The sequence below is a fragment of the Amycolatopsis sp. A1MSW2902 genome (genome assembly GCF_017312175.1).
In the GTDB taxonomy this organism is placed as follows: domain Bacteria; phylum Actinomycetota; class Actinomycetes; order Mycobacteriales; family Pseudonocardiaceae; genus Amycolatopsis; species Amycolatopsis nivea.
Map to the genome: position 1 here is coordinate 16,781 of NZ_QJPO01000004.1, position 24,382 is coordinate 41,162.

Genomic DNA, 24,382 nt, shown 5'->3' on the forward strand with positions numbered 1-24,382 from the left:
CGTCCTCCCGGTGCTCGTGTGCGTCCCGGCCGGGGTCACACGGAAAAAGTGAAGATGTTCTGGTCGAACGTGGCGTAAGACTGGTAATCGAGCAGGTCGTAGAGGTCGCGGCGGTGCTGCATGCGGTCCAGCAGCCCCTCCTGGGTGCCTTCCCCGGCGATCTCGCGCAGCGCCGCTCCGGCGGCGTGCATCGCGATCCGCAGCAAGGTGACCGGGTAGATGACCAGGTTCACTCCGAGCGATTCCAGCGTCGGGGCATCCAGCAGCTTGCTTTTGCCGAACTCGGTCATGTTGGCGAGAATCGGGACGTCGACGGCGGCGCGCATCTTCTCGAAGTCGGCTGGACCGGTCATGGCCCCGGGGAAGATGAGGTCCGCACCCGCGTCGGCGAAGGCCTTGGCCCGCTCGATCGCGTCGTCCAGGCCGTTGACCCCGGCCGCGTCGGTGCGGGCGGCGACGACGAAGTCCGGGTCACGGCGGGCGGACACCGCGGCCGAAATGCGGCGGACCGCTGCGGCCATCTCGACGACGTCCTTGCCGTCGAGATGGCCGCAGCGTTTCGGGTTGACCTGGTCCTCCAGATGCATCCCGGCCACACCCGCGTCTTCCAGGAGCTGGACCGTGCGGGCGGCGTTCATCGGCTCGCCGAAGCCGGTGTCGGCGTCGACCAGCGCGGTCACCCGGGCGACCTGCTGGGCCCGGTCGGAAACCTCGGCAATGGTGGTCAGACCGATATCGGGAAGGCCGAGGTCCGCGGACAGCACAGCGCCGGAGATGTAGACGCCTTCGAAACCCTGGCGTTCGATGAGGTTGGCGCTCAGCGGGTTGAACGCGCCCGGGAACCGTTGCAGCGTCCCGGAGTTCAGCCCGGCGCGGAACGCGGCTCGTTTCTCGGCGGCGGCGGGAGTGGCGTGCAGCATCAGAAAATCCCCTTCGTGGCCAGGTTCGCGTCGATCGCCGCGGGCAGGGCAAGCTCGCGCACCTCGGCGGCGTCGAGTTGCGGCAGCCGGGTCACCGTCTCCAGGAAACGATCCTGATCCGCCTTCGCGACAACGCCGTCCGCGAGGGTGCGGAACTTCGCGACGTACTGCTCCCGGGCGAACGGCCTCGCCCCGGCGGGGTGCGCGTCGGCGACGGCGATTTCGTCGGTCACCACAGTGCCGTCGGCCAGGGTGACCTCCACGTGCCCGCCGAACGCCGGCTCCGGCGCGTGATAACGGCGAGTCCATTCCGGATCCTCGACGGTGGTGATCTTCTGCCACAGCTCGACAGTGTCCGGCCGGGCCGCGCGTGCGGCGGCGTAGGACGCTTCGTGGTGCCAGCTGCCGTCCTGCAGCGCGACCGCGAAGATGTAGGGGATCGAGTGGTCCAGGGTTTCCCGGCTGGCCCGCGGGTCGTACTTCTGCGGGTCGTTCGCCCCGGAGCCGATGACGTAGTGCGTGTGGTGACTGGTGTGGATCACGACCCGTTCCACCTTGCCCAGCTCCCCGATCCGCGGGCCGAGCCGACGGGCCAGGTCGATCAGCGCCTGGCTCTGGTACTCCGCGGAATGTTCCTTGGTGTAAGTGTCCAAAATGGACCGCTTTGGCTCGCCCGGACCGGGCAGCGGCACGACGTAGCTCACCTCCGGCCCGCTCAGCAGCCACGCGATGAAGCCGTCCTCGCCTTCGTAGATCGGGCTCGGCGCCCCCTCGCCGCGCATGGCCCGGTCGACCGCCTCGATCGCGGCCTTCCCGGCGAACGCCGGTGCGTAGGCCTTCCACGACGAGATCTCGCCCTTGCGGGACTGCCTGGTCGTGGTCGTGGTGTGCAGCGCCTGCCCGATCGCCTGGTATACGACCGCGGTGTCCAGCCCGAGCAGCGCGCCGAGACCACCGGCGACGGACGGGCCGAGGTGGGCGATGTGGTCGATCTTGTGCTCGTGCAGGCAGATCCCGCGGACGAGGTCGACCTGCAACTCGTACCCGGCCGCGATCCCGCGCACCAGATCGGCACCGGTACGCCCGGCGTGCTGCGCGACCGCGAGGACCGGCGGGATGTTGTCCCCGGGATGCGAGTAGTCCGCGGCAAGGAACGTGTCGTGGTAATCGAGTTCGCGCACCGCGACGCCGTTAGCCCAGGCCGCCCATTCCGGGGAAAACCGGCCCGGAACGCCGAACACCGTCGCGCCCGGCGCGGCCGGGTGCGCCAGCGCCTGGTCCCTGGCCGCGGACACCGGACGCCGCGTCAGCGAAGCCGCGGCCACGGCGGCGTTGTCGATCACGCGGTTGATCACCATCTCGGTGACCTCGGGCGTGACCGGCACCGGATCGGTGGCGACGGCGGCGAGTTTCCAGGCCAGCTGCTCCTCCCGGGGGAGCGCTTCGGCAGAACGGTAGCTACGGACGGTGTGCTCGATCATCGATTTCCCTCGTGGACGTAGAACCCGCGGCCGGACTTCTTGCCGAGCAGGCCGGCGTCGACCATGCGCAGCAACAGCGGCGGCGGTGCGTACAAAGCTTCCTTGAACTCCGCGTACAGCGATTCGGCGATCGCGGCGACAGTGTCGAGGCCGATCAGGTCGGTCAACCGCAGCGGCCCCATCGGGTGCGCGGTGCCCAGCTCCATCCCCCGGTCTACGTCGACGGCCGAGGCGAACCCGGATTCGACCATCCGGATCGCCGAGAGCAAGTACGGCACGAGCAACGCGTTGACCACGAACCCGGCGCGGTCGGCGGCACGGATCGCGGTCTTGCCCAGTACCCCGGTGGCGAACCGCTCGGCCCGGTCCACGGTGTCCGCGGCGGTCAGCAGCGAGCCGACGACCTCGACCAGCGGCAGCACCGGCACCGGGTTGAAGAAGTGCAGGCCGACCACCTGGGCGGCACGGCCGGTCGCCATGCCCAGCCGCATGATCGGGATCGAGGAGGTGTTCGAGGCCAGGATCGCGGACGGGTCGGTGACCACCTTGTCCAGCGTCGCGAACAGCTCGGTCTTGACTGCCTCGTCCTCGGCCACCGCCTCGAGCACCAGCTGCCGGTCGGCCAGGTCGCCGAGGTCGGTGCTGAACCGCAGCCGCCAGGCCGCCCGTTCAGCCGCCGGCCGGTCCAGCTTTCCCGCCCGCACCGCCCGGTCCAGAGACGCGAGAATCCGCGCCCGGCCGGCCTCGGCCGAGGCCGCGTCCCGCTCGCAGACCAGCACGTCCAGCCCGGCGCGGGCGCAGACCTCGGCGATACCGGCGCCCATCTGCCCGGCGCCGACCACCGCGACCCGGGCGATCTCGATGCTCATTGGTGGCCCTCCTGTGAACCTTGTGGCTCTCTTCCTCAGCGTGGCACCCCGCACATAACCGGGTCGATACTGCGGCTCTGTCAAATTCTGTGAACGTTCGCGACATCCTTGTGAAATTTGTTAATGTGTCTGGTGTGGAGAAGACGTACGCCGGGGCTCGATTGCGGCAGCTGCGCGAGGACCGGTCGATGTCCCAGTCCGAGCTGGCCCGGCTGCTGGAGATCTCGCCGAGCTACGTCAACCAGCTCGAGCACAACGGCCGCCCGCTCACTGCCGGTGTTGCTCCGGCTCACCGAGCAGTTCGGGATCGACGCCGAGTTCTTCGCCGCGCAGGACACCGCCCGGCTGGTCGCGGACGTGCGGGAAGTATTCGCCGACGACACCCTCGAGGGCACCTTCTCCGCCGGTCAGGTCGACGAACTGACCACCCAGCTGCCCGAGGTCGCCCGCACTCTGGTCTCCCTGCACCGCAGGTACCGGGAGTCGATCGAGACCATCGTGGCACTGGTGTCCGAGCAGGGCCTGGACCGCACTGCGGCCCAGCAGTCGCACGAGGAGATCCGCGATTGGTTCTACCGGCACCGCAACCACGTTGCCGAGCTGGACGTACCGGCCGAAAACCTCGCCGCCCAGCTGCGGCTCGTGCCCGGCGAGGTGCGCGCGGGCCTGGCCGCGGGTCTGCACGGCGACCCGGGCAAGACCTTCGCGATCGGCCTGGGCTGCGAACTGCGCCACGCCCGGCGGCTGATCTACTCCAACGGCCTCGCTCTCGGTGCCGACGCCGCGGTCACCCCGATCGGCATGGGCTGCAAAGTGTGCGAGCGCCCAGCCTGCCCGCAACGAGCGTTCCCCGCGATCGGCAAGACACTGCGGGTGGACGAGCACACGAGCAGCCTGCTCCCCTACCCGCCGCTCGGTTGAGCACCCGCCGGGTCACCGGCTTCCACGATGTCAGCGCGCTCCGGTGAGCGGCACCTTGAGGGGACCTGCCCCGGATCCGCCGATCGCGAAGGCTTCGCATGAGGTAGGCCGCAGAGGGATGCAGCGGGATGCCGCCCCATTGCGTGAAGGCCAGGTCATGTTCGTTCCACTGCACCCCCAGCGCCCGGTCCGCGTCCTGCGCCGCCAGATGCTGCGCGAGCACCATGGCGTTGTCCTGGTCGATCGCGACCGCGTTCACCGACTCGTCCGTCTTCGGCGACGTCTCCCCCGTCTCCCAACCCCACTGCACGATCTGGTTCGACACCCGCACCTCACCGACTGCGAGATCGATCTCGGACCGCCGCAACCCGCACGCCTCGCCGCGGCGCAACCCGATGTGCGCGATCAAATGAAACAACGGGTACAGCGGATGATTGACCGCGACGTCGAGAAAACGACCAGTCTGCTCGAGCGTCCAGACCATCACCGGGCACGGGATCTTCCCCCGTCCGCTGCCACTGCAACACCCGCTCCGGCGTCCACACCAACGGCGTCCACCGCGCCCTCGCAGGAAGCTCGACCAGAGACGCCACATTGACCACAAACAGGCCCTGCTTGACCGGACCGTTCAGGCACGTCTTCAACGTCCCGTTGATCCGGTGGATCGAGGACGGCCCGACCGGACGCTGCCACTTCACCGCAGCGATCTTCCGCGGGTCACCGCTCTCGCGGTAGACCGCGATCAGCTCGTTGTGCTCCTCGATGGCGTCGTACATCGCGTCCAGATGCCGCACCCGCAGCTTCCGCCGCCGCACCCGCCCCAGACGCGGCCCCAGATACAACCGCACATGGGACTCGTAGGAGCGATAGGTGTTGCGTGAGACCTTCCGTTTCTTCGCCGCGAGGAATCCCGCGAACTCGTCGGCCATCAGCGGGTCGTCGGTCACGTCCGCGCCCGCGCGCACCAGGCGTCGCATCTCGTCGATGTCCGGGAACTTCTCCCGCTGGGCGAACGCCAGGGCGATCACGTCGCCGATGTCGCGCCGCAACTCCTCGTCGTCCTCGTCCGCGATTGCCAGCAACCCGCGCACATGCTCCAACTCATCCTGCGCTGCAGTGGCCGAGTCGAACCCGCGGCGCCGTCGTGGACGCCGCTGCCCCGCCGCGTCCGGCGGAAGCTCGACCCGGAAACCCCACTGGCCGTGCTTGTAATTCGTCAGCTTCGGACACGCGCTCCCGAGCAGTTTTCTGTTCTCGTCCCGACAATTGCACGTCCGATACACCGACCCCTCGGTCACCGCACACCATCCCCTCGCCTTGTGGAACCAGCGGATCCGACCGCTGGGGAAGACATGCTCGCGCCGCGACCACCGCTCGGAGAAGCCCGAGTTGCAGCACGATCACCCGATCCGGCGAACCAGGCCGAACCCCGCTACCCCGTCTGCGTTTCCAGCCCGAGCACCCGCAACAGCCCCGCAGTCGGGACGCGATACCCGCCGCCCACGCGCACAACCGGGCACGGGAAAGCGCCCTCACGCGCCAGCGCGTACGCCGTCGTCCGCCCGATCCGCAACGCCCGCGCCGCCGTCATCAGATCCACCACCGCCGGCAACGCAGCGACCTCGGCAACGGTCATGACGTCCATCGCTTCCATCACGACACCGCCTCAGCCAACCGACGATGCGCCAAGTCCCGACAAGCGGGGTCCACGTCGACGCCGACGAACGAGCACTTGTGCTCCAGCGCGGCGACTCCGGTCGTTCCGCTCCCGCAGAACGGATCCAACACCACTCCCCCACGAGGACAGCCGAGACGAATACAGCGCCGAGCGATCTCCAGCGTTCCTGCAGCAGGATGCCCGGTGCCCGAACGCCCAGACGACACCCTCCACACATCCGAATGATCGGTCCCCCGCCCTGACGGCGGAGCAAACCAGTGTCCCGGCGACCGGGCCAACAGCAACACCGTCTCGTAACGCTGGGAGAGACGGTCCCGCACGCTCTCCGGCCGCGCGTTCGGCTTCTCCCACACCACCGCGTTCCGCAGCAGCCAACCGTGTTCCTGCAACGACAACGCCACCCGCCACGGCACGCCCACCAGATCCTTGCGCCGAAACGCCGACTGCGGCGGCCGATGCACCCCGTAACGACCCGCCGCGCGCACCGACGCCGTCCGCGCCGCCGAACCCCGCGCGACGTAATTTCCCCACGAACCACCGAAGCAATCCCCCAGATTCAGCCACACCGTCCCGCCCGGCCGCAGAACCCGCGACACCTCATGAAAAACCCCGACCAGATTCGCAACGTAAGAATCCACACTGGACTCCGCGCCGTACTGGCCCGCGACACGGTAATCCCGCAAGCCCCAATACGGCGGCGACGTCACCACACAATCCACCGACCCCGGCGACATCCCCGCTACGACCTCCGCCGCGTCCCCCACCAGCAACCGAACTGAACCGAATACACGCTTGTCCCTTGTGAGGCAAGCAAACTCGCAGCTATCAGCAGGTGCACCTCGGACAAGGCCGTCAACATGACGAACCATCGACACGGCGTCGTTGGTCATCTCGTTCCTCCCTCGGCCCGCGCAATGCGCTGGAAGGCGAAGGCGTGATAGGCGGGATTGGTGTCGATGCCGGTGAAGCGCCGACCGAGCGCACGGGCCGCGACGCCAGTGGTACCGCTGCCGCTGAACGGGTCGAGCACGTGCCCACCCGGCGGACATCCAGCGGCCACGCAACGGAACGGGATCTCCAGCGGCGAAACGGCAGGATGCCCGATGCGGGCGCGGTTGGGAAGGATGCTCCACACGACGCCCGGGTCACCGCCCAACTGTCGGATCGAGTCGCAGTCGAAATGGTGATCCGGCTGCGCGACGAGCAGGAAGATCATCTCGTGGCGGGTGGCGAGGCGGTCACGGATCCGTGTGGGTGTGGAGTGGGGTTTGCACCAGACGATCGCCGATCGCAGGATCCATCCGTCGTCTTGAAGCACGAAGGCCAAGCGCCAGGGCATGCCGAGCAGGTTCTTGTGCGGCACGTCCGCTCGTGGCCGGTAGTGCGGTTGTCCAGTTTGGCCGGGAACGGTGCACCAGTAGCCGTCGGAGTTGGTGGAGTAGCTGTCGCCCAGGTTGACCCACACCGTCGCCCGCGGAGTGAGCACACGCCGAGCCTCGGCGAAGACCGCACGCAAGGTTGCGATGTAGTCGTCGGCGGTCGGTTCCAGTCCGGTCTGCGGGTGCTCGCGGCGGGCACCGCAATCCCGGCACCGCCATCGGCCCGGGCCTTCGTCGCTGCGGCCGGCCGGGCGGTGGCGGCAGTCTGACTGGCCGCCGGTCCAGACGTCGGGGGCGTAGTCGCGCAGCCGCCAGTAGGGCGGGCTGGTGACCAGACAGTCCACGGAGTTCTCCGGCAAGCTGCGGATCCCGGCCTCCGCGTCGGCGGTCATCAGCGTGACACCATCCGATCCTCGAATTCCCGCAGCAGCGGTACTCACGCTGCCCTCCCCGTGTCGTGCTGGCTGAGGCCCAGGCGGCGGAGACCGATGTCGTGGAACTGCGGATTGAGGTCGATGCCGACATAGGGACGGCCGAGTTGGCGGGCTGCCAGACCGGTCGTGGCGGCACCGCTGAACGGGTCGAGCACGACGCCGCCGTCCGGGCAGCCCGCGGCGATGCAGCGCAGCGGGAGGTCAACCGGGAACGCGGCAAAGTGTGCTTCCCGCAGCGGCCGGGTGGTGATGGACCAGACGTCCCCGGGGTTCTTGCCCCGTAGATGCGCGGCATCGTGCTTGGTCCCGGTGGGCCGCATCGCGTCCCCCGGCGTCTTCGCGGCGAAGGGGGCCGTATCCCGGTATTTGCCGTAGACGCTGTGCCCGCGGCGACGCGCGGTCGCACCGACCCCACCCTGGCGGCCCTTGTTCGCGCCGCCGATCACGAGGCCCCTCCCTGACCGCCTCCGGACGAGCCAGGGGTTCGCGGATCGGGTCGAGGTCGAAAAAGTACTTCTGCCGTTTGGTCAGCAGGAACACCATCTCGTACCGGTTCGAGAGCCGGTCGCGCACGGATTCGGGCATGGCATTGGGCTTGTGCCACACAATCGCGTTCCGCAGAATCCATCCGTCGGTCTGCAACGCGAACGCGACCCGCCACGGCATCCCGACCAAGTTCTTCCGCGGCAGCGGAACAGCGTGACGCGCCGTCGTCCGCGGCGATGCCGACGCCGCGCGGCCAGGCAGTTCGGAGGAGTAGGAATCGCCCAGGTTCAGCCACACGGTCCCGGTGTCAACGAGGACACGGTGCAGTTGCGCAAAGACCGCTTGGAGCCGGTCCACGTACGCCTCCGGAGTGGGCTCCAGACCGTGCTGGCGGTCCTCGCGCTGCGCACCGCAGCGACGGCAGCGCTGCGGCGTGCCACCTCGGTGCGCCGCAGACTCCGGGTAGGCAAGGTGCGGGTGTTTGGAATGGCGAACGTTGCCGCCGCGTCCAGTACCGACCACGTGCGCGCAGCCGGAATCGCCGCCGACCCAGGTTCCGGTGCCGTAGTCGCGCAGCCCCCAATACGGCGGGCTGGTGACCACACAGTCCACCGAGTTGTCCGCCAGATCGGCAAGCGTGACCGCGGCGTCGCCGGTGTAGAGCGTGACCGTCTCGTCGTGGTAGTGCACGGTGCTGTCGGAGCAGCGGGTCATGGCGTCGTCCTGTCTCATGCTCGGCGAAGTCGTCGGTTCCGGGGTCGGGGAACGGCGGGCGAGAGAGCGCCGCATGCACGCGGTCATGCTGCTTGCAGTCGGCCGGAATCGCCGACGCCAATGACGGACCGAAGAACCCGGTGTTCCCGCGGGCGCGCAGCAACGGCCACCGGCGGAGCTGCGCTTGCGCTCTCGTCGGCGATTCCGAACACAAGCGCCTCGATGTGCGCGTGAAGGGCAGCTGGTGCTCCGGCAACGTCCGCTCGGGCAGCAGCGCGGCGTTGGCCGAGCGGCGCATGCGTGAGCAGTCTGTTGCCGCGGAGTTCGGCGGTGAGCGCGATGCAACGCTCGATGGGTTCAAGCCTCGCCGCGGTCGCCGCGGCAACGATCGGAGTAGTCAGGTCGGCCAGCGCACCGTTCGGGTGGCGGCGCGGCCGGGCGAAGACGACGACGCGTCCGCCGGGGCGCAACAGGGACTCGCAGTAATGCAAGGGAACAGGTCCGCGTCAACCCGATGGATCTGCCCATCCACACCCGGCCTGACGGACGCCGCACCGCACCCCGGGACGCGCTGATCCGTCGATCCCTTTTCCTGCACACTGTCGTCGCGGTCCTGCTCGGCACGGAACTGACTGGAGTCGAACGCGCGGTGCTCGACCGGGCGATCACCACGACGTACCAGCGCGGAGATATCACCTCCGTTCCCCGGACCTGGACCCGTCCGGCACCGCTGCTGGCCGATCTCACCGACGTCCTCGCCGCGGACGACGAGCAAGCTGGCACTGAACTCGCCGCGCAGCTGCGCTCGTACGTCACCGGCGCGTTCTCCGGCCTGTTCTCCGGCCCCACGACGACGCGGCCTGAAGGACACCTGGTAGTGCACTCCCTCCGGGACCTGTCGGACGAACTCAAACCCGTCGGCACCCTGCTGACACTCGACACGATCTGGCGGCAGGTGTCCAACCCGGCCATCCGCAAACCTCGGCTGGTCGAGGTCGACGAGGCCTTGCTCTTGATGAAAATCCCTGCTGGTGCCGAGTTTCTGTTCCGCATGGCCAAAGCCTCCCGGAAGCACTGGGCCGGGCTGGGCATCTCGACACAGGACACCGCAGATCTGCTCGGCTCGGATGTCGGCAAAGCTATCGTCGCCAACGCGGCGACGCAGATCTTGCTCCGGCAAGCCCCGCAAGCGATTGACGAGATCACGCGCGCCTTCGACCTGTCCATGGGCGAGCGGCAATACCTGCTCTCGGCCGACCGCGGTCAGGGCCTGCTCAGCACCGGCATGCAGCGAGTCGCGTTCCAGTCCATCGCATCACCGGTCGAGCACCAGCTGGTCACGTCCGATCCTGCCGAGACCGCAGAATTCTCCGACGCAGCACAGGCAACCGACGACACCCACGTCGAAGTTAGCGAAGACTCGCTCGAGGACAGCGAGGCATCGCAGATCGAACTCGACGGGGCCTAACGTTCCAACGCCCTCACGGCACCACCACCGATGTCGCGCCAGCACGATCGGCGTCGAGCACCTCGCCATCCACGACTCCCGCCGGCGCATCCACCTCAAGTTCTTGCGCACCCGAGCCTTCCTCCTGCGCGCAAAGTCCTGATCCGCAGAGAGATCGACCAGGCGACACCACCCTCGACCGTGACCACGGGAAGAACCAATGACCACCGCGTCTGACCGCACTCTCACCGAAGATGGCGCCACCGCAGACCGCCCGAGCGCTGCGAACGGCCACGCACCGCTTTCTCACCGGAGCCGCGCGACCGTTTCTCAGCGCAGCACCGCAGACCCCGAGGCAGCCCCACCGCGAGGACAAGATCCGGAAACTTCGGCTCAAACTAGCTGCTCAGAAACGCGCATGCACCGATCTCCAGCGCCACCTCGGTGCCGCAGCCACCGCGATCGCCGCACTGCACCACGGCAACATGCTGCTGAGTGAGGATCTCTCGGACGACACCCACCAGGGTCGTCGCCCTGGAGATTCCGACGTTTCCGCACAGCAGACAAATATCGGGCTTCTGCACTTCCGCTACGTACCTCGTTCGGCGCTGCCACGACCGCCGACGCCATCGTCGTTGAACAGGTCGAGGGAGCGCTTCTACAACAGTCACGCTGAGGCGCTCAGGCTGGATCCGGGTGGAACCATCCTTTCCGCTCGATGCAAGACGACTACAGCCCGACTTCGCTCTCGAAACGACCTTCTTCGAGTCGGGCTTTGATGGTGGTCAGGAACCGGCCCGCGTCGGCGCCGTCGACGAGGCGATGGTCGTAGATCAGTGCGAGGTAGACCATCGAGCGGATCGCGACGGCTTCCTGGCCGTCCTCACCGATCACCACGACAGGGCGTCTCACGACCGCGCCGACACCCAGGATCCCGGACTGCGGCTGGTTGATGATCGGAGTGTCGAACAGCGCGCCGTTGCTGCCGAGGTTCGTCACCGAAAAGGTGCCGCCGGACAGCTCGCCCGGCTTGAGCTTCCCGGTACGCGCCCGAACGGCCAAGTCCGCGGTCGCCCGGGCCAGACCGGCGAGGTTCAGCTCGCCCGCGTTGTGGATGACCGGAGACATCAGGCCGTCCTCCGTATCCACCGCGACGGACAGATGCTCCTGACCGAAATAGGTGATCTCGCTGGTCTCTTCGTTCAGATACGCGACGTCGACCTCGAACACCTGGGTCAGCTGAGCCGAGGCCTGCAAAGATTCGCGGGTGCGCTTGGCGATGACCTGGCGGATCCGGCCCGCTTTCTGCACGGTTCCGGGCGTTGCCCGGACGGGCGTCCGGCCCGCAGGAGCTGGCGTGCTCGGCGTCTGCGCAGCGGGAGCCGATGCCGCTGGCCGAGCGGCGGGAGCCGACGGCGCGGCGACGGCTTTCCCCTGGTACTGGCCGTCGATGGCGGCGAGCACGTCCTGCTTGCGGATTCGGCCGCCCGCGCCGCTGCCCGTCAGCTTCGACAGGTCGATGTCGTGCTCGGCGGCGAGCCTGCGAATCAACGGCGTGGCTATGCGCGGCTTCTGGTCGTCCTCCGAGTCGGCTGCCGGTGGCACAGAGGATGACGCGGCAGGAGGCGGCGCGGACGGCTCCGGGACTTTCTGAGCTACCGAGGCCGGCTCGGGCTCGGTAGCCTCGGCGTCGCGGGCCGAGTCAGTCCCGTCGTCGAGCACAGCGAGCTGGGCGCCGACCTCGACGGTCTCGTCCTCTTGGACCACGATGCGCTGCAGGGTGCCCGCGGCGGGCGAGGGGACCTCGGTGTCGACCTTGTCGGTCGAGATCTCGAGCAACGGCTCGTCGACCTCGACGACGTCGCCCACCTGCTTGAGCCACCGGGTCACGGTGCTTTCGGTGACGCTCTCCCCGAGTTCCGGCAATATGACGGAGTAGGCCATCTTTCGCTGACTCCTCAGGCAGTCCAGCCGCCGTCGACGGTGAGGGTGCTTCCGGTGGTGTAGGCGGCTGAATCCGAGGCCAAGTAGACCGCGGCGCCGCCCAGCTCCGGCGGGCTCGCGACCCGGTTCTGCGGGATGTGGGCCAGGATCCGCTCTCCCCACTTGCTCGTCACCAGCCCTTCGGACAGGTCGGTGTGGAAATAGCCCGGGGCGAGGACGTTCACCCGGACGCCGCGAGGAGCCCATTCGACGGCGAGGACGCGGCTGAGCGCTTCGACGCCGCCCTTGCTGGCGGCGTAGGCGGCGATCCGGTCGAACCCGGTTCGCGCGTGCACCGACGAGACCGTGATGATCGAACCGGTGCCTTGCTCGATCATTCGCCGCCCGGCTGCCCGCGCGCAGTAGTAGGTGCTGGAGAGGTTCACGTCGAGCACCTGGGCCCAGTCGCGGTCGGCGCTGTCCTCGCTGCGACGGAACGACGGGCTGATGCCCGCGGCTGTGACGGCGACGTCGAGCCGGCCGAAGCGTTCGACGATCGCCTCCACACAACTGTCGGCGAAGCCGGGCTCGGACACCGAGCCGGGCAGGACCATGGCGGAACCGACGTCGGCGGCGAGCTTGTCGAGGTCTTCGCGGGTGCGGGAGGTGACGGCGAGGGTCGCGCCTGCCCCGGCGAGGGCTTCGGCGATGGCTCGGCCGAGGCCCTTGCCCGCGCCGGTGACCCAGGCGACTTTCCCGGTGAGGTCGAACACGGTCATGAACGCAGATTCCGTTTCAGTACTTTGCCGGATGGTGTTCGGGGCAGGACGTCGAGGAACACCAGGTCGGCGGGGACTTTGAACTTGGCGAGCCGGGCCCGGCAGAACTCGATCAGGGCATCGCGGTCGGCCGGGGCTCCGGGGCGCAGAACCACGAACGCTTGCGGGACTTCTCCCCACCGCGGGTGGCCCATGCCGACGACGGCTGCCTCGACCACGTCCGGGTGCTCGTAGAGGACGCGTTCTACCTCCGGAGTCGCGATGTTCTCTCCGCCGGAGACGATCATGTCCTTCTTGCGGTCTTCGATGTAGAGGTAGCCGTCTTCGTCGATGCGGCCGAGGTCGCCGGTGTGGAACCAGCCGTCGCGGAAGGCTTTGGCAGTGGCCTCGTCGTCGTGCCAGTATCCGGTGCTGACTTTGGGGCCGCGGAGGGTGATCTCGCCCAGCTCGTTCGGTGGAACGGGCATGCCGGCGTCGTCGACGATGCGGACTTCGAGGTGGACGACGGGGCGGCCGACGGAGCCGACCTTGGCCAGCATGTGCTCGTAGTCGTTGAACGTGTCTCCGGAGACGGTCTCGGTGAGTCCGTACGCGTCGGCGAACCACGCGTTGGGGAACGCGGCGAGGATCCGTTCGACCAGCGGGACGGGCATCTTCTCGCCGCCGCCGATGATGAACCGGATCGAGGACGTATCCCGCCCGGCGAGGTTCGGGAGCTGCAAGATCGCGTTCATCATCGCGGGTGCGAGCCAGATGTTCGTCGGGCGCTCGCGTTCGATGGTCGCCACGACCTCCTCCGCGTCGAACTTGCGGAGCACGATGAGCGAACCCCCGGCGTGCAGCGTCCCGATGCCGGGCAGGTCGAATCCGCCGACGTGATAGAGCGGCCCGCACACGAGCGTCGTGTCGGCGGCGGTGATGCCGAACTCGACGATGTGCGCCAGGTTTTTCCACGCCAGGTTGCCGTGCGTGATCCGCACGCCCTTGGGGCGGGAAGTCGTGCCGGAGGTGTACATCAGCCGCTGAAGCTCGTCCGGGGCGACCGGCGCGGGGACGACCGATTTTCCTTCGTTGGCAGCGAGCAGATCGGTGTAGCCGGTCCAGCCGTGGGCGGTGCCGTCCAGCAGCAGCCGGTGTTTGAGGGCCGGCAGGGAGAGCCGCTCGACCGCGGGCCGGAACTCCGACTCGGTCAACAGCGCCACGGCGCCGGAGTGGTCGAGGATGTAGCGCCATTCCTCCGGGGAGAGGCGGTAGTTCAGCGGCAGAAAAGCGGCACCGACCCGGTTGACCGCGAAAGCAGTCTCGAGGAACTCGAGGTGGTTGTAGAGCAGGATGGCGACGACGTCGCCTCGGCCGACACCGAGTTCGGCGAGCCCGGCGGCGACCGCGTCGACGCGGTCGAGCAGCTCGCGGTTGGTGAGCGCGCGGTCGCCCTGTCTCAGCACAATCCGGCCCGGGTTGCGACCGGTGTTGTGGTCAAGGATTGTCGCGAAGTTCGACATCAGTGCTCCTGGGTGTGGAAGCTGTGCAGCTCGCCGCCGGCCGGACCCCAGTGGATCGTGCTGATCATTCCGCCATCGGCGACCAGGTCGGTGCCGGTGATATAGGCGGCGTCGGGGCTCGCGAGGAAGGCGACCGCGCGTGCGATGTCGTCTGGCTCTCCGATGCGCCCGAGCGGCGTGTTGGCCACGGTGGCCGCATGGATGGCGTTGTTGGAGAGCGTGTCGCGGTTGAGTCCGCTGTGGACCACGCCCGGGCTCACGGAGTTGATCCGGATGCCGTCCTTCGCCAGTTCCGCGGCCAACTGACGGGTCAGCGCGAGCACCCCACCCTTCGCGGCGGTGTAAGAGGAGAAGCCGTAGCCGGTGTGCCCGGCGATCGAGGCGATCTGGACGACGCTTCCGCCGCCATCTGCTGCCATCAGCGGAATGACCTGTCGGAGCATGATGAAGTAGCCAGTCAGGTTGACGTCCAGAACTCGGCGCCATTCCTCGACGCTCGACTCCAGCAGCGTCTTGCGCACGATGATGCCGGCCGCGTTGACGAGAATCTTCGGCGCGCCGAAGCGCCGGGCGGCCTCGAGCACAGCGTCGGCGACCGAGGGTTCGTCGGTGACGTCGACGCTGAATGCGGCGGCGGTGGGCAATTCGGCCGCTGTCTTGTCGGCGGCTTCGCCGTCCGCGTCGAACAGGGCGAGGGCAAGTCCGGATTCCGCGAGCCGCTTGGCGCAGGCGCGGCCGATCCCGGAACCCGCGCCGGTGACGACCGCGCATCCCGCTGTATCCACTGCAGTTCTCCTGTTCTCCCGGGCCTCAGCCCATCGCATAGCCACCGTTGACGTCCACGACCGTGCCGGTCATGTAGCTGGCTGCCGGGGAGGCGAGGAACGCCGCGACGCGAGCGATCTCCCCGGGCCTGGCCAGCCGACCCAGTGGGTTGTAGTTCTCGGAATACCCCTTGTCGCGGACCATCTCGGTGTCGACGACGCCCGGGGCGACGGCATTGGCGAGGATGCCGTTGCAGGCTTCGGTCTTGGCGAGCCACTTCACGACCGCGTGCACTGCCCCTTTGCTGGCCACGTAATGCGGGCCGGCCAGCACGCCCCGACTTTGCCCGCGACCGAGCCGATGCACACTACGCGCGAGTTGTGTCCGCGCAGGAACGGCAGCGCGCCGTTGATGCACCACAGCGTTCCCTTGACGTTCACACCGAGCACGAAGTCCACTTCGGACTCGGGGAGCTCGTCGATCGCGACAGTGTCGCCGTAGACCGCGGCGCAAGTCACCAGTGCGTCGAGCCGCTGCTGCGGCCCGGCCGCCTCGGCGATCGCGGCGGCAATGCCGGCGCGGTCGGTGATGTCGGCCCGCCGACCGGCTGCGCTGCCGCCCTGTTCGACGATCTCGGCCACCGTCTCGGCCGGGTCTCGCACGTCGAGCACTGTCACATGGGCACCGGCGAGTGCGAGTTCGACCGCGATCCGGCTGCCGATCCCGCGCGCGGCCCCGGTGACAACCGCGCGCTGCCCGGCCAGGGAGGCCGGGCCGCGTCGGTCGAGTACGCCGGAGGTCACGTCGACTTCTGCTGTTCGTGGGCAGCCAGCTCCTCCATCAGCACGGGCACGCCGAGGGTGCAGGTGTGGATGCCGAGCACGCTCGTCAGCTCCAGCACCTCCATGATCTCCTCTTTGGTGGCGCCGTAGCCGAGCGCGTTGCGGATGTGCTGGCGCAGCCCCGGCTCGTAGAGGTGCGTGGTCGAGGCGTCGATGGCGGTGTAGATCAGTTCCTTGATCTTCGGTTCGAGCACGCCCTTGCGCCATGGCACGGCTGAGAACTCGAGGTAGGCGTTGAAGAACTCGGGATCGAGGCTCAGCAGCCCTTCCCAAAAGGGGTTCCAGTAGCCGCGTTCTTTGATGAACGCGTCGCGCAAAGCGTTCTGGCGGGCGACGTCTGTTCCGTTGTCGGACAACGGTTCCTCCTTACTTCGCGGCCAGCTCGGCGCGGCGCCGGGCAGTCGCGTCCTCGTCGATCTGCAGGCCTTCCGGGTCTCCGTGCGGGTCGCCGGTGATGACGACGCCGTAGTCTCGGTAAGCGCCCTCGATCGTCACGTACTCGTCGCGCACGTCCCGGCAAACGCGTTCAGGACTGCGCTGCAGCGGCGATCCCCAGCCGCCGCCCCCGTTGGTGAGGTAGCGGAACACCGCGTTCGGTTTGGTGTGCCAGACCGGGGTGCTGGCGAAGTAGAAGTATTCGCCGTCCGGGTCGACCGTCTTGGTCCGCGGGTCCAGCATGCCCGCCACGGGCGTCGAGCCGGCGTAGACTTCGGGACCGGTGCCGATGAGGTCCTTGTCCTTCGGCACGTTCTTGTAGTCCGGATCGAAGACCCAGGTCGCGCCGAGCGCACCCTCCTGCCCGCCGTAGACGCCGACGCCGCTGGCGGACTTGGTGTGCAACGGGCTCGACCAGTGCTCTGCCGCCGTCAGGTACAGAGTGTCCTTGAGCACCGCCGCGCCTCCGCGGTTCTCGCCGGCACCGGAGCTGTCGGGCGCGTACTCCTTGCGCAGCACGACGGCGGGCAGCTCCGACTCGATGGCTTCGGTCGCCGGGTCGAGGTTGTTGGCCTGATAGACGACCGAGTAGCTGTCGGCGTCGCCGGCTTCGGTCGCACCCCACGGGCCGTGTTCGCCGCCGCACTGGGCGGTGGTGACCCACGGGGTGCCGTCGGCGAGCACTCCGTTGGCGTTGTGGATGTTCAGCGAGCCGTAGTCGCCGCCGACCGCCTTGCGTCCCAGCGCTTTCTCGAGCGCGCGGAACACCGCCAGCAGCACCGGGCCGGTACTCTCCCAGTACAGGAACACCGCGCCGTCGGGAGGAGTGGCACTGATGAACGTGCCGGCGGGCAGGACGATGTCGATCGGCCGATACGCCCCGGAGGTGAACGGGGTGGCCGGGTCGATGAGGAACTTCAGCGCGACCCCGACCGCGGTCTTGGTGTCGAGGATGCCCGCGTTGATGCTGGTGCGCGCTTGCGGGGACGTGCCGCTGAAGTCGAGTTCCATCCGGTCGGCGGCCTTGGTGATCTTCAGCCGGATCCGGTACTCGATCGAGTCGTCGACGCCGTCGCAGTCGATGCCTTCCTCGGCCTCGTAGACACCGTCTGGAAGTTCAGCCAATGCGGTCTGCATCGACTCAGCGGAGACGTCAGTGGCGTATCGGATGGCACCGAGATAGGCATCGACGCCGTAGCGCTGCACGCTTTCCGTGATCAACTGCTCGCCGAGCAGGAGGTTCTGGTAGATCGTCTTGATGTCCGGCAGGAGCAGCGCGCAGAAGCGGGCGTTGTCGAAGATGAGGTTGAACGCGGACTTGACCGGCTTGTTGTTGCGGTACAACAGGGTCGGCGCGACCACGAGGCCGTTCTCGTAGACGTTGCGCTTCGTGCCGCTGAACCCGGCCGGGACCACGCCGCCCATGTCGAGCTGGTGCGCCCGCAGGGTCACGAAGGAGATCAGCTTGCCCTCGTGGAACACCGGCCGGATGAAGCAGATGTCGTTGACGTGGTTTCCGGCGCGGTACGGGTCGTTGCAAATGATCACATCGCCCGGTTCGACGTTCTCCGGCCCGTACTCCTCGATGGTGTTGCGCACGGCTTCGGACATGGTGCCGAGGAACATCGCGAGGCTGTTGCTCACCGAGGACATGGGGTAGTTCTGCTCCGGCGGGCCGGAAATCGTGGCGGCGAAGTCGTACCAGTCGCGCAGGATGAGGGAGAACGCGTTGTTCAGCAGGCCGGTGCACATGTGCTGCACGATGTAGCGCATCCGGCTCGCCAGCACCGACGCGGTGAACCGGTCGGAGCCGTAGAGCTCGGCGAACTGCGCGTCGTCGAGGTCTTTCAGAGAGGTCATGGTTCACGCTTTCCGGATGCGCAGCTCGCCGTGAGCCCCGACGGTGGCGACCTGGCCGGGGACGAGGAAAGTGGTGGACAGCGGTTCGCGGATCACCGCGGGGCCGGGGATCCGGTCCCCGGCTCGAAGGTCGGTCCGCTGGTACTCCCCGGCATCGAGCACCTCGTCGGTGAGGTAGCGGATCTGCAGGGTGCGAGTCGGTTCGGCGGACTCGCTGGCCGGCCGCTCGGGCAGTGTCGGGTACTCGACCTTGTCGGCCTTCACGACCGCCTGGACCCGGTAAGTGACGCCCTGCACCGGCAGCGCCTCGAAGCGGTTGCCGGAACGTTCGGCGTAGGCGTCGTGGAAGTTGGCGACCATCGTCGTGATCGCGTCGGCGTCGATCTCGCCGTCAGGCACGCCGACGAACGGCGTCTCCCAGGTCTGGCCGGCGAGGCGACCGTCGAAGCTGCGGACGAAGGTGACGTTGCCGCGGTCCTTCTCCTGCAGCCGTTCGCGCAGCCGCTCCTCCATCGAGTGATAGACCTTGTCGACCTGTTCGGCTGCCTCGGCGGTCAGCAGCGCGTAGGCGCTGCGGCTGTCGGCATAGACCAGGTCGGAGCTGACCAGGCCGAGGGCCGAGAACAGGCCGGGGTGCGGCGGCACGATGACCTCGGCCGCGTGCACCAGGTCGAGCACCGCGGGCAGCAGCATCGGCCCGGCCGCGCCGAACGCGACGAGGCTGTAGTCGCGAGGGTCGACGCCGTGCTGGATGGCGATGTTGACGACGCCCTCGGCGATGTTGTTGATGCCGATGTTGAACGCGTAGCTGACCCGTTGCTCGAACGACAGCTTGGAGTCCAGCGCGTCGAACGCCTGCCGGGACAGGTCCGGGTCGAGCTTCATCCGGCCGCCGGCGAACCCGTCCGGGTCGATGATTCCCATCAGCAGGCAGGTGTCGGTGGTGGTGGGCTGGATGCCGCCGAGGCCGTAGCAGGCCGGGCCCGGGTCGGCGCCGGCGCTGCCCGGGCCCACCTTCAGCTCGCCCGCGGCGTTGATCGTGACGAGGCTGCCGCCGCCGGCGCCGATGCTGGAGATCTCGTTCGAGAGCGCGTTCACGATGAGGTCGTGCTCGAGTTCGAACGTGGTGTTCACGAATGGCCGCCCTTCGGTGACCATGCTGATGTCGCAGGAGGTGCCGCCGACGTCGGCGCACAGCAGGTTGCCCGCGCCGATCAGATCGCCGAAGTGGGCGCTGGACACCGTTCCGGCCGCCGGGCCGGCGAACACGATGCGGAAGGGGTGCTCCATCGCCACGTCGGAGCGCACCAGTTGGGCGGCGCAGTCGGCGAAGTTGAGGTCGCCTTCGAAGCCCAGCTCCCGCAGGCCGGAGTCGAGCCGGCGGGTGTACTCGTCGTAGGTCAGCCGCATGAACACGTCGACCACGGTGGTCGAGGCGCGGGCGAATTCCTTCGCCAGCGGGGAAACTTCGCTGGAGATGGAGACCGGGATGTCGCCCAGCTCTTCGTGCGCGAGCTGCCGGAGGCGCTCTTCGTGGTGGTGGTTGACGTAGGCGTTGATGAGGCAGATGGCCACGCCCTCAACCCCGCACTTGCGCAGGATCCGCAGCTCTTCGCGAGCGTGGTCCTCGTCGAGCTGGATGAGCACACCGCCGTCCGCGGTGAGCCGTTCCCGGATGCCGCGGCGCAGGTACCGCGGCACGAGAGGCCGGTTCGCGTCGCCGTAGGAGCGCCGCCAGGCCGGATTCGTCAGGCCTTCCACCGGCCGCCAGGTACGGCCGATGTCGAGGATGTCCCGGTGTCCCAGGGTGGTCAGGAACGCGATCTTCGGCAGCCGACGCGTGATGATCGCGTTCAGGCCGTGCGTGCTCGCATGGTTGAAGACAGCGGAGTCGGCCACGCCGATCTCCTCGGCACCGCGCAGAACACCGCGTTCGGTGGTGCGCACGTCCGTGGACACCTTGACGGTGCGGATCTCTCCGTCTGCGATCGCCACCACGTCCGTGAACGTGCCGCCGACGTCTACTCCGATCATGAATCATCCCGCCTTTCGCGAATCGCGGTCAGTTGACGTCGAGGCCGTCGGAGGTGAGCACGATCGGGCCGAGCAGCGGCCCGCGTTCGCGGCTCACCGATTCGAGCGTCTTCTGGTGTTTGACGACGGTGAACCAGCCGCCTTCGGTCAGTACGGGGTAACGGCGGAAGTCGGCCGCCGCGGAACCCGGGAAATCACGGGCGAGATCGACGCCGAGCGCTGCCAGCTCTTCCGCCGTGACTTCCTCTCGCGCGACCGAGAGTCCCTCGGGGACAGGTGATTCGACTGCATCCATGGGCCATCACTCCGGTGTGTTGTGCCGCTGCCGAGTTTCGTGTACCAATCGGTCTAAGAAACCGTGATGGAGAGCACTGTAGGTCTCCGGCAGCGACCTGACAAGCCCGGACCGGGTGAGGAGAGGAGCTTCGGCATGACGGCACGGGTACGGCTCGAGATCTCCGGCCGCGTGGCGACCGTCCGCCTGGACGCGCCGCCGCTGAACGCGTTCGACACCGGGATGCGGCGCGATCTGGCCGACGCAGCCGACGCGCTGGCGGCGGATCCCGGCGTCCGCGCGGCGGTGCTGTACGGCGGTCCGCGGTGCTTCGCGGCGGGCGCGGACATCAAGCAGCTGGCGGAATTCGGGTTCGAGGAGATCTCCGGCTGGAACCGCGAGCTGCAGCAGACGTTCACCCGATTCGCCGAGCTGCCGGTCCCGGTCGTCGCGGCCGTCGCCGGCTACGCGCTGGGCGGCGGAATGGAACTCGCCCTCGCCGCCGACTTCCGGATCGCCGCCTGCGACGCCGTCCTCGGGCTGCCCGAGGTGCTGCTGGGGATCATCCCCGGCTCCGGCGGGACGCAACGCCTGCCCCGGCTCGTCGGACGGGCCAAGGCGAAGGAGCTGATGATGACCGGGCGGCGGGTGCCCGCGCGGGAAGCCGCGGCCTTGGGCATCGTCGACCGTCTCGCCGAGGATCCCTTTGAGGCCGCGTTGAGCTTCGCGCAGGAGCTCGCGGCCGGCCCGCGGTTCGCGATCCAGGCGATCAAGGAGGCGGTCGACCGGGGAGCCGACCTGCCGGTCGCGGGCGGGCTGGCGCTGGAACGGTCCTTGATCGCCGGTCTGTTCGCGACAGCGGACCGGGACACCGGCATGGCGTCGTTCCTGCGGCACGGACCGGGCAAGGCGACGTTCGGCGAGCCCGCCTAAAGTGAACGGACCGCTGCGTACTGGAGGGAACGATGCCGAGACCACCGGGGCACGGGCCCGGCTACGAGGTCAAGCGCCAGGAGATCATCGACCAGGCGGCCGCCCTGTTCGCCAAACAGGGCTACGCCGCCACCGGCATCGCCGAACTGGGCCAGGTCGCCGGGCTCGCCAAGGGCGCGCTGTACTACTACATCGGCTCGAAGGAAAACCTGCTCGTCGAGATCCAGGACCGGGTGCTGGGCCCGCTGCTGACCGCGGCCCGCCGGATCGCCGCGCTCGACGAGGACCCGGTGCTGCGGCTGCGGCTGCTGTCGGAGACGCTGCTCGGGAACATCCTCGCCCGGCTCGACCACATCTGGGTCTACGAGCACGACTACCGGCACCTGCGCGGAGCCAACCGCACCCGGCTGCTGCGCCAGCGGCGGGAGTTCGAGAAGATCGTGCTGGACCTGCTGGCGGAGGCCATGGAGACCGGCGCGTTCCGCCGTCTCGACCCCAGGCTGGCGATGCTGCAGTTCCTGAACCTGCACAACCACACCTACCAGTGGGCCCACCGCAACGGGCCGTGGGACGCGGAATTCCTGTCGCGCGAGTACTGCGCGACGCTCATGTCGGGCTTCTGCAGCGCCGGCTACGACGTGGCCGGGCTGGAGAAGCGGCTCGCGGAATACCGCGACCGCTCCTCCGCCTGAGGTCCGCGCCCGCTCAGGCGGCGGCGGCCTCCCGCACCGCCGCGGCGATCGTCTCCTTCGAGGGCAGCCACACGCGCTCCAGCGACGGGCTGTAGGGCGCGGGGGTCCGCTCGGCGCCGAGCCGGATGACCGGGGCGTCCAGCGTCCAGAACCCCTCGCGAACGGCCACCGCGGCCAGTTCCGCGCCGACGCCGAACTCGCCCACCGCCTGGTGGGCCACGACCAGCCGCCCGGTCTTGGCCAGCGAGCGCAGCACCGTTTCGGTGTCCAGCGGCGCGATCGTCCGCAGGTCTATCAGCTCGACGCTGATGCCCTCGGCGGCCAGCTCCTCGGCCACGTCGGCGCAGTCGTGCACCAGCTTCGAGTACGAGACCAGGGTGACGTCGGTGCCGGTCCGGCGGACCGCCGCCTTGCCCAGCGGGACCAGGTGCGAGGCGGGCGGCTGCGGACCCTTGCGCCCGTACATCAGGCGGTTCTCGACGAACACAACCGGATTCGGATCGCGGATCGCGGCACGCAGCAGCCCGTAAGTGTCGGCCGGCGTCGAGGGCATCACGACGGTGAGGCCGGGGATGTGTGCGAGCAGCGCTTCGAGGCTCTGCGAATGCTGGCTGCCCGAGGATTTCCCTGCGCCGAACTGGGTGCGCACCACCATCGGGAGGCTCACCGCGCCGCCGGTCATGAACCGCAGCTTGGCCGCCTGGTTCATCAGCTGGTCGAGGCAGACGCCGATGAAGTCGAAGTACATGACCTCCACGATCGGACGCAGCCCGGCCATGGCGGCGCCGACCGCCGCGCCGATGACGGCGCTTTCCGAGATGGGGGTGTCGCGGACCCGGCCCGGGTACTTCCCGGCCAGGCCCCGAGTCAGGCCGAACACATTGCCGCCGGCCCCGACGTCGATCCCGGCGAGGAACACCGAGTCGTCAGTCTCGAGTTCGTGCTCGATCGCGCGGTGCACCGCGTCCATCGTGCGGAAGGCCTCGCCGGCGGCGTCGGCCGGCTCGGGCACCGGCTCGCGCGGGACGCCGACGAAGTGGTGCAACGTCTCCGGAGAGGGCTGCGACGCGGCGCGGGCCTTCTGCACGGCGGCGTCGATCTCGGCCTCGACGGACTCGTCGACCGCTGCCGGGTCCTCGCCCAGCTCGCGCAGCCGGCCGGCCAGCCGGATCAGCGGGTCGCGCTCCTTCCACTCGGCCAGCTCGCCGGGGTCCCGGTACTTCAGCGGGTCGCCCTCGTAGTGGCCGTGCCAACGGTAAGTCTCTGCCTCGACCAGCACCGGTCCGGCTCCCGCGCGCAGGTCGCCGGCCAGGCGCGCGACGAGGTCGGCGACGGCGACGACGTCGTTGCCGTCGACCTGGTGGAAATCCATCGCGTAACCGGGCGCCCGGTCGGCGAGCGAAGCCCGCGTCTGCGTCGCGCTCGGCGAGAACTCGGCGTATTTGTTGTTCTCGCAGAAGAAAATCACCGGAAGCTGCCACACCGAGGCCAGGTTGGCCGCCTCGTGGAACATGCCCTGGGCCACGGCACCGTCGCCGAAGAAGGCCAGAGCGACGCCGCCGTCGCCGCGCAGCTGGGCCGCGGTCGCGGCGCCCACCGCGATCGGCACGCCCGCCGCGACGATGCCGTTGGTGCCGAACACGCCGCGGCGCGGATCGGCGATGTGCATCGATCCTCCGCGTCCGCGGCACGTCCCGGTCTCTTTGCCCATGAGTTCGGCGAACATGCCCTCGACGTCGATCCCCTTGGCGATGCAGTGCCCGTGCCCGCGATGGGTGGAAGTGATCACGTCACGATCGTCGAGCGGCCAGCAGGCTCCGACCGCCGAGGCCTCCTGCCCGATCGACAGATGCAGGAAGCCGGGGATCTCGTTGTTCCGGTACAGCCGGGACGCCCGGTCCTCGAACTGCCGGATCAGCCGCATCCGCCGGTACATCCCCACCAGTGTGTCCGGCTCGCTCTCGAAAGCCGTTGCCAGGTCGCTCACCCGGGTGGAAGTCATTGCGCTCCTGCC

At 68.6% G+C, this 24,382-nt stretch carries 22 protein-coding genes and 3 pseudogenes; 4 read left to right on the forward strand and 21 right to left on the reverse strand.

Annotation, left to right across the window (positions count from 1 at the left end; translation table 11 throughout):
- Positions 1 to 35: 35 nt before the first annotated feature.
- From prpB to DMP23_RS46900, 3 genes are read right to left on the reverse strand one after another with little or no spacing between them, the layout of a single operon-like run.
- On the reverse strand, positions 36 to 920 hold the full coding sequence (gene prpB, locus DMP23_RS46890; RefSeq protein ID WP_337825150.1) for a methylisocitrate lyase: 885 nt from the start codon (positions 918 to 920) through the stop codon (positions 36 to 38).
- Positions 920 to 2,401, reverse strand: a complete 1,482-nt coding sequence (locus DMP23_RS46895) for an MmgE/PrpD family protein (RefSeq protein WP_337825151.1) — start codon at positions 2,399 to 2,401, stop codon at positions 920 to 922. The genes prpB and DMP23_RS46895 overlap by 1 nt, the downstream gene beginning before the upstream one ends.
- Complete coding sequence (locus tag DMP23_RS46900; protein ID WP_337825152.1) at positions 2,398 to 3,270, reverse strand: 3-hydroxybutyryl-CoA dehydrogenase; 873 nt, start codon at positions 3,268 to 3,270, stop codon at positions 2,398 to 2,400. The genes DMP23_RS46895 and DMP23_RS46900 overlap by 4 nt, the downstream gene beginning before the upstream one ends.
- A gap of 134 nt (positions 3,271 to 3,404) precedes the next feature.
- Here DMP23_RS46900 and DMP23_RS46905 point away from each other — a divergent pair.
- A pseudogene (locus tag DMP23_RS46905) lies at positions 3,405 to 4,191 on the forward strand (short-chain fatty acyl-CoA regulator family protein).
- Positions 4,192 to 4,523: 332 nt separating this feature from the next.
- Here DMP23_RS46905 and DMP23_RS46910 read toward each other — a convergent pair.
- From DMP23_RS46910 to DMP23_RS46935, 6 genes and pseudogenes are all read right to left on the reverse strand, one after another.
- Positions 4,524 to 5,489 (reverse strand): hypothetical protein, encoded by a 966-nt coding sequence (locus DMP23_RS46910; RefSeq protein WP_337825153.1) that lies wholly within the window; start codon positions 5,487 to 5,489, stop codon positions 4,524 to 4,526.
- A 134-nt stretch (positions 5,490 to 5,623) separates the two neighbouring features.
- Positions 5,624 to 5,845, reverse strand: coding sequence for a helix-turn-helix domain-containing protein (locus DMP23_RS46915; RefSeq protein WP_337825198.1), 222 nt, complete (start codon positions 5,843 to 5,845; stop codon positions 5,624 to 5,626).
- Positions 5,845 to 6,759: a DNA-methyltransferase gene (locus tag DMP23_RS46920; RefSeq protein WP_337825154.1), complete on the reverse strand. Its 915-nt coding sequence runs from the start codon at positions 6,757 to 6,759 to the stop codon at positions 5,845 to 5,847. Before DMP23_RS46920 ends, DMP23_RS46915 begins: the two co-directional genes overlap by 1 nt.
- Positions 6,756 to 7,640 carry a DNA-methyltransferase gene (locus tag DMP23_RS46925; RefSeq protein ID WP_337825155.1) on the reverse strand — a complete coding sequence of 295 codons (885 nt, stop codon included), beginning with the start codon at positions 7,638 to 7,640 and terminating at the stop codon, positions 6,756 to 6,758. The genes DMP23_RS46920 and DMP23_RS46925 overlap by 4 nt, the downstream gene beginning before the upstream one ends.
- A gap of 44 nt (positions 7,641 to 7,684) precedes the next feature.
- Positions 7,685 to 8,128 carry a site-specific DNA-methyltransferase gene (locus DMP23_RS46930; protein WP_337825156.1) on the reverse strand — a complete coding sequence of 148 codons (444 nt, stop codon included), beginning with the start codon at positions 8,126 to 8,128 and terminating at the stop codon, positions 7,685 to 7,687.
- Between the two features lie 28 nt (positions 8,129 to 8,156).
- Positions 8,157 to 8,969: pseudogene (locus tag DMP23_RS46935) on the reverse strand (DNA-methyltransferase); the annotation flags it as partial.
- 406 nt (positions 8,970 to 9,375) lie between these two features.
- On the opposite strand from DMP23_RS46935, the pseudogene DMP23_RS46940 reads away from it, so the two are divergent.
- A pseudogene (locus tag DMP23_RS46940) lies at positions 9,376 to 10,350 on the forward strand (VirB4 family type IV secretion system protein); the annotation flags it as partial.
- Positions 10,351 to 10,727: 377 nt separating this feature from the next.
- On the opposite strand, the gene DMP23_RS46945 reads toward DMP23_RS46940, so the two are convergent.
- From DMP23_RS46945 to DMP23_RS46995, 11 genes are all read right to left on the reverse strand, one after another.
- Positions 10,728 to 10,913 (reverse strand): hypothetical protein, encoded by a 186-nt coding sequence (locus tag DMP23_RS46945; RefSeq protein WP_337825157.1) that lies wholly within the window; start codon positions 10,911 to 10,913, stop codon positions 10,728 to 10,730.
- Positions 10,914 to 11,058: 145 nt separating this feature from the next.
- Positions 11,059 to 12,273, reverse strand: coding sequence for a 2-oxo acid dehydrogenase subunit E2 (locus DMP23_RS46950; protein WP_337825158.1), 1,215 nt, complete (start codon positions 12,271 to 12,273; stop codon positions 11,059 to 11,061).
- A 14-nt stretch (positions 12,274 to 12,287) separates the two neighbouring features.
- Positions 12,288 to 13,031: an SDR family NAD(P)-dependent oxidoreductase gene (locus tag DMP23_RS46955; RefSeq protein ID WP_337825159.1), complete on the reverse strand. Its 744-nt coding sequence runs from the start codon at positions 13,029 to 13,031 to the stop codon at positions 12,288 to 12,290.
- Positions 13,028 to 14,533 carry an acyl-CoA synthetase gene (locus DMP23_RS46960; RefSeq protein ID WP_337825160.1) on the reverse strand — a complete coding sequence of 502 codons (1,506 nt, stop codon included), beginning with the start codon at positions 14,531 to 14,533 and terminating at the stop codon, positions 13,028 to 13,030. Before DMP23_RS46960 ends, DMP23_RS46955 begins: the two co-directional genes overlap by 4 nt.
- Entirely contained in the window at positions 14,533 to 15,318 is a 786-nt protein-coding gene (locus DMP23_RS46965; protein ID WP_337825161.1) for an SDR family NAD(P)-dependent oxidoreductase, read from the reverse strand. The genes DMP23_RS46960 and DMP23_RS46965 overlap by 1 nt, the downstream gene beginning before the upstream one ends.
- A gap of 25 nt (positions 15,319 to 15,343) precedes the next feature.
- The gene (locus DMP23_RS46970) at positions 15,344 to 15,592 is read right to left on the reverse strand and encodes an SDR family NAD(P)-dependent oxidoreductase (protein ID WP_443111385.1); all 249 of its coding nucleotides are present in this window, start codon (positions 15,590 to 15,592) and stop codon (positions 15,344 to 15,346) included.
- On the reverse strand, positions 15,577 to 16,101 hold the full coding sequence (locus DMP23_RS46975; RefSeq protein ID WP_337825163.1) for an SDR family NAD(P)-dependent oxidoreductase: 525 nt from the start codon (positions 16,099 to 16,101) through the stop codon (positions 15,577 to 15,579). The genes DMP23_RS46970 and DMP23_RS46975 overlap by 16 nt, the downstream gene beginning before the upstream one ends.
- Positions 16,098 to 16,496: a carboxymuconolactone decarboxylase family protein gene (locus tag DMP23_RS46980; RefSeq protein ID WP_337825164.1), complete on the reverse strand. Its 399-nt coding sequence runs from the start codon at positions 16,494 to 16,496 to the stop codon at positions 16,098 to 16,100. Before DMP23_RS46980 ends, DMP23_RS46975 begins: the two co-directional genes overlap by 4 nt.
- Before the next feature lie 10 nt (positions 16,497 to 16,506).
- Positions 16,507 to 18,435 (reverse strand): hydantoinase B/oxoprolinase family protein, encoded by a 1,929-nt coding sequence (locus DMP23_RS46985; protein WP_337825165.1) that lies wholly within the window; start codon positions 18,433 to 18,435, stop codon positions 16,507 to 16,509.
- A gap of 3 nt (positions 18,436 to 18,438) precedes the next feature.
- Positions 18,439 to 20,469: a hydantoinase/oxoprolinase family protein gene (locus DMP23_RS46990; protein WP_337825166.1), complete on the reverse strand. Its 2,031-nt coding sequence runs from the start codon at positions 20,467 to 20,469 to the stop codon at positions 18,439 to 18,441.
- A 28-nt stretch (positions 20,470 to 20,497) separates the two neighbouring features.
- Positions 20,498 to 20,764, reverse strand: a complete 267-nt coding sequence (locus tag DMP23_RS46995; RefSeq protein WP_337825167.1) for a hypothetical protein — start codon at positions 20,762 to 20,764, stop codon at positions 20,498 to 20,500.
- Positions 20,765 to 20,899: 135 nt separating this feature from the next.
- Here DMP23_RS46995 and DMP23_RS47000 point away from each other — a divergent pair, with 135 nt between their 5' ends.
- Both DMP23_RS47000 and DMP23_RS47005 read left to right on the forward strand, forming a co-directional pair.
- On the forward strand, positions 20,900 to 21,676 hold the full coding sequence (locus DMP23_RS47000; protein ID WP_337825168.1) for an enoyl-CoA hydratase/isomerase family protein: 777 nt from the start codon (positions 20,900 to 20,902) through the stop codon (positions 21,674 to 21,676).
- 32 nt (positions 21,677 to 21,708) lie between these two features.
- The gene (locus DMP23_RS47005; protein ID WP_275295726.1) at positions 21,709 to 22,368 is read left to right on the forward strand and encodes a TetR/AcrR family transcriptional regulator; all 660 of its coding nucleotides are present in this window, start codon (positions 21,709 to 21,711) and stop codon (positions 22,366 to 22,368) included.
- Positions 22,369 to 22,381: 13 nt separating this feature from the next.
- Here DMP23_RS47005 and DMP23_RS47010 read toward each other — a convergent pair whose 3' ends face one another.
- Positions 22,382 to 24,370, reverse strand: coding sequence for an alpha-ketoacid dehydrogenase subunit alpha/beta (locus DMP23_RS47010; RefSeq protein WP_337825169.1), 1,989 nt, complete (start codon positions 24,368 to 24,370; stop codon positions 22,382 to 22,384).
- Between the last annotated feature and the right edge of the window lie 12 nt (positions 24,371 to 24,382).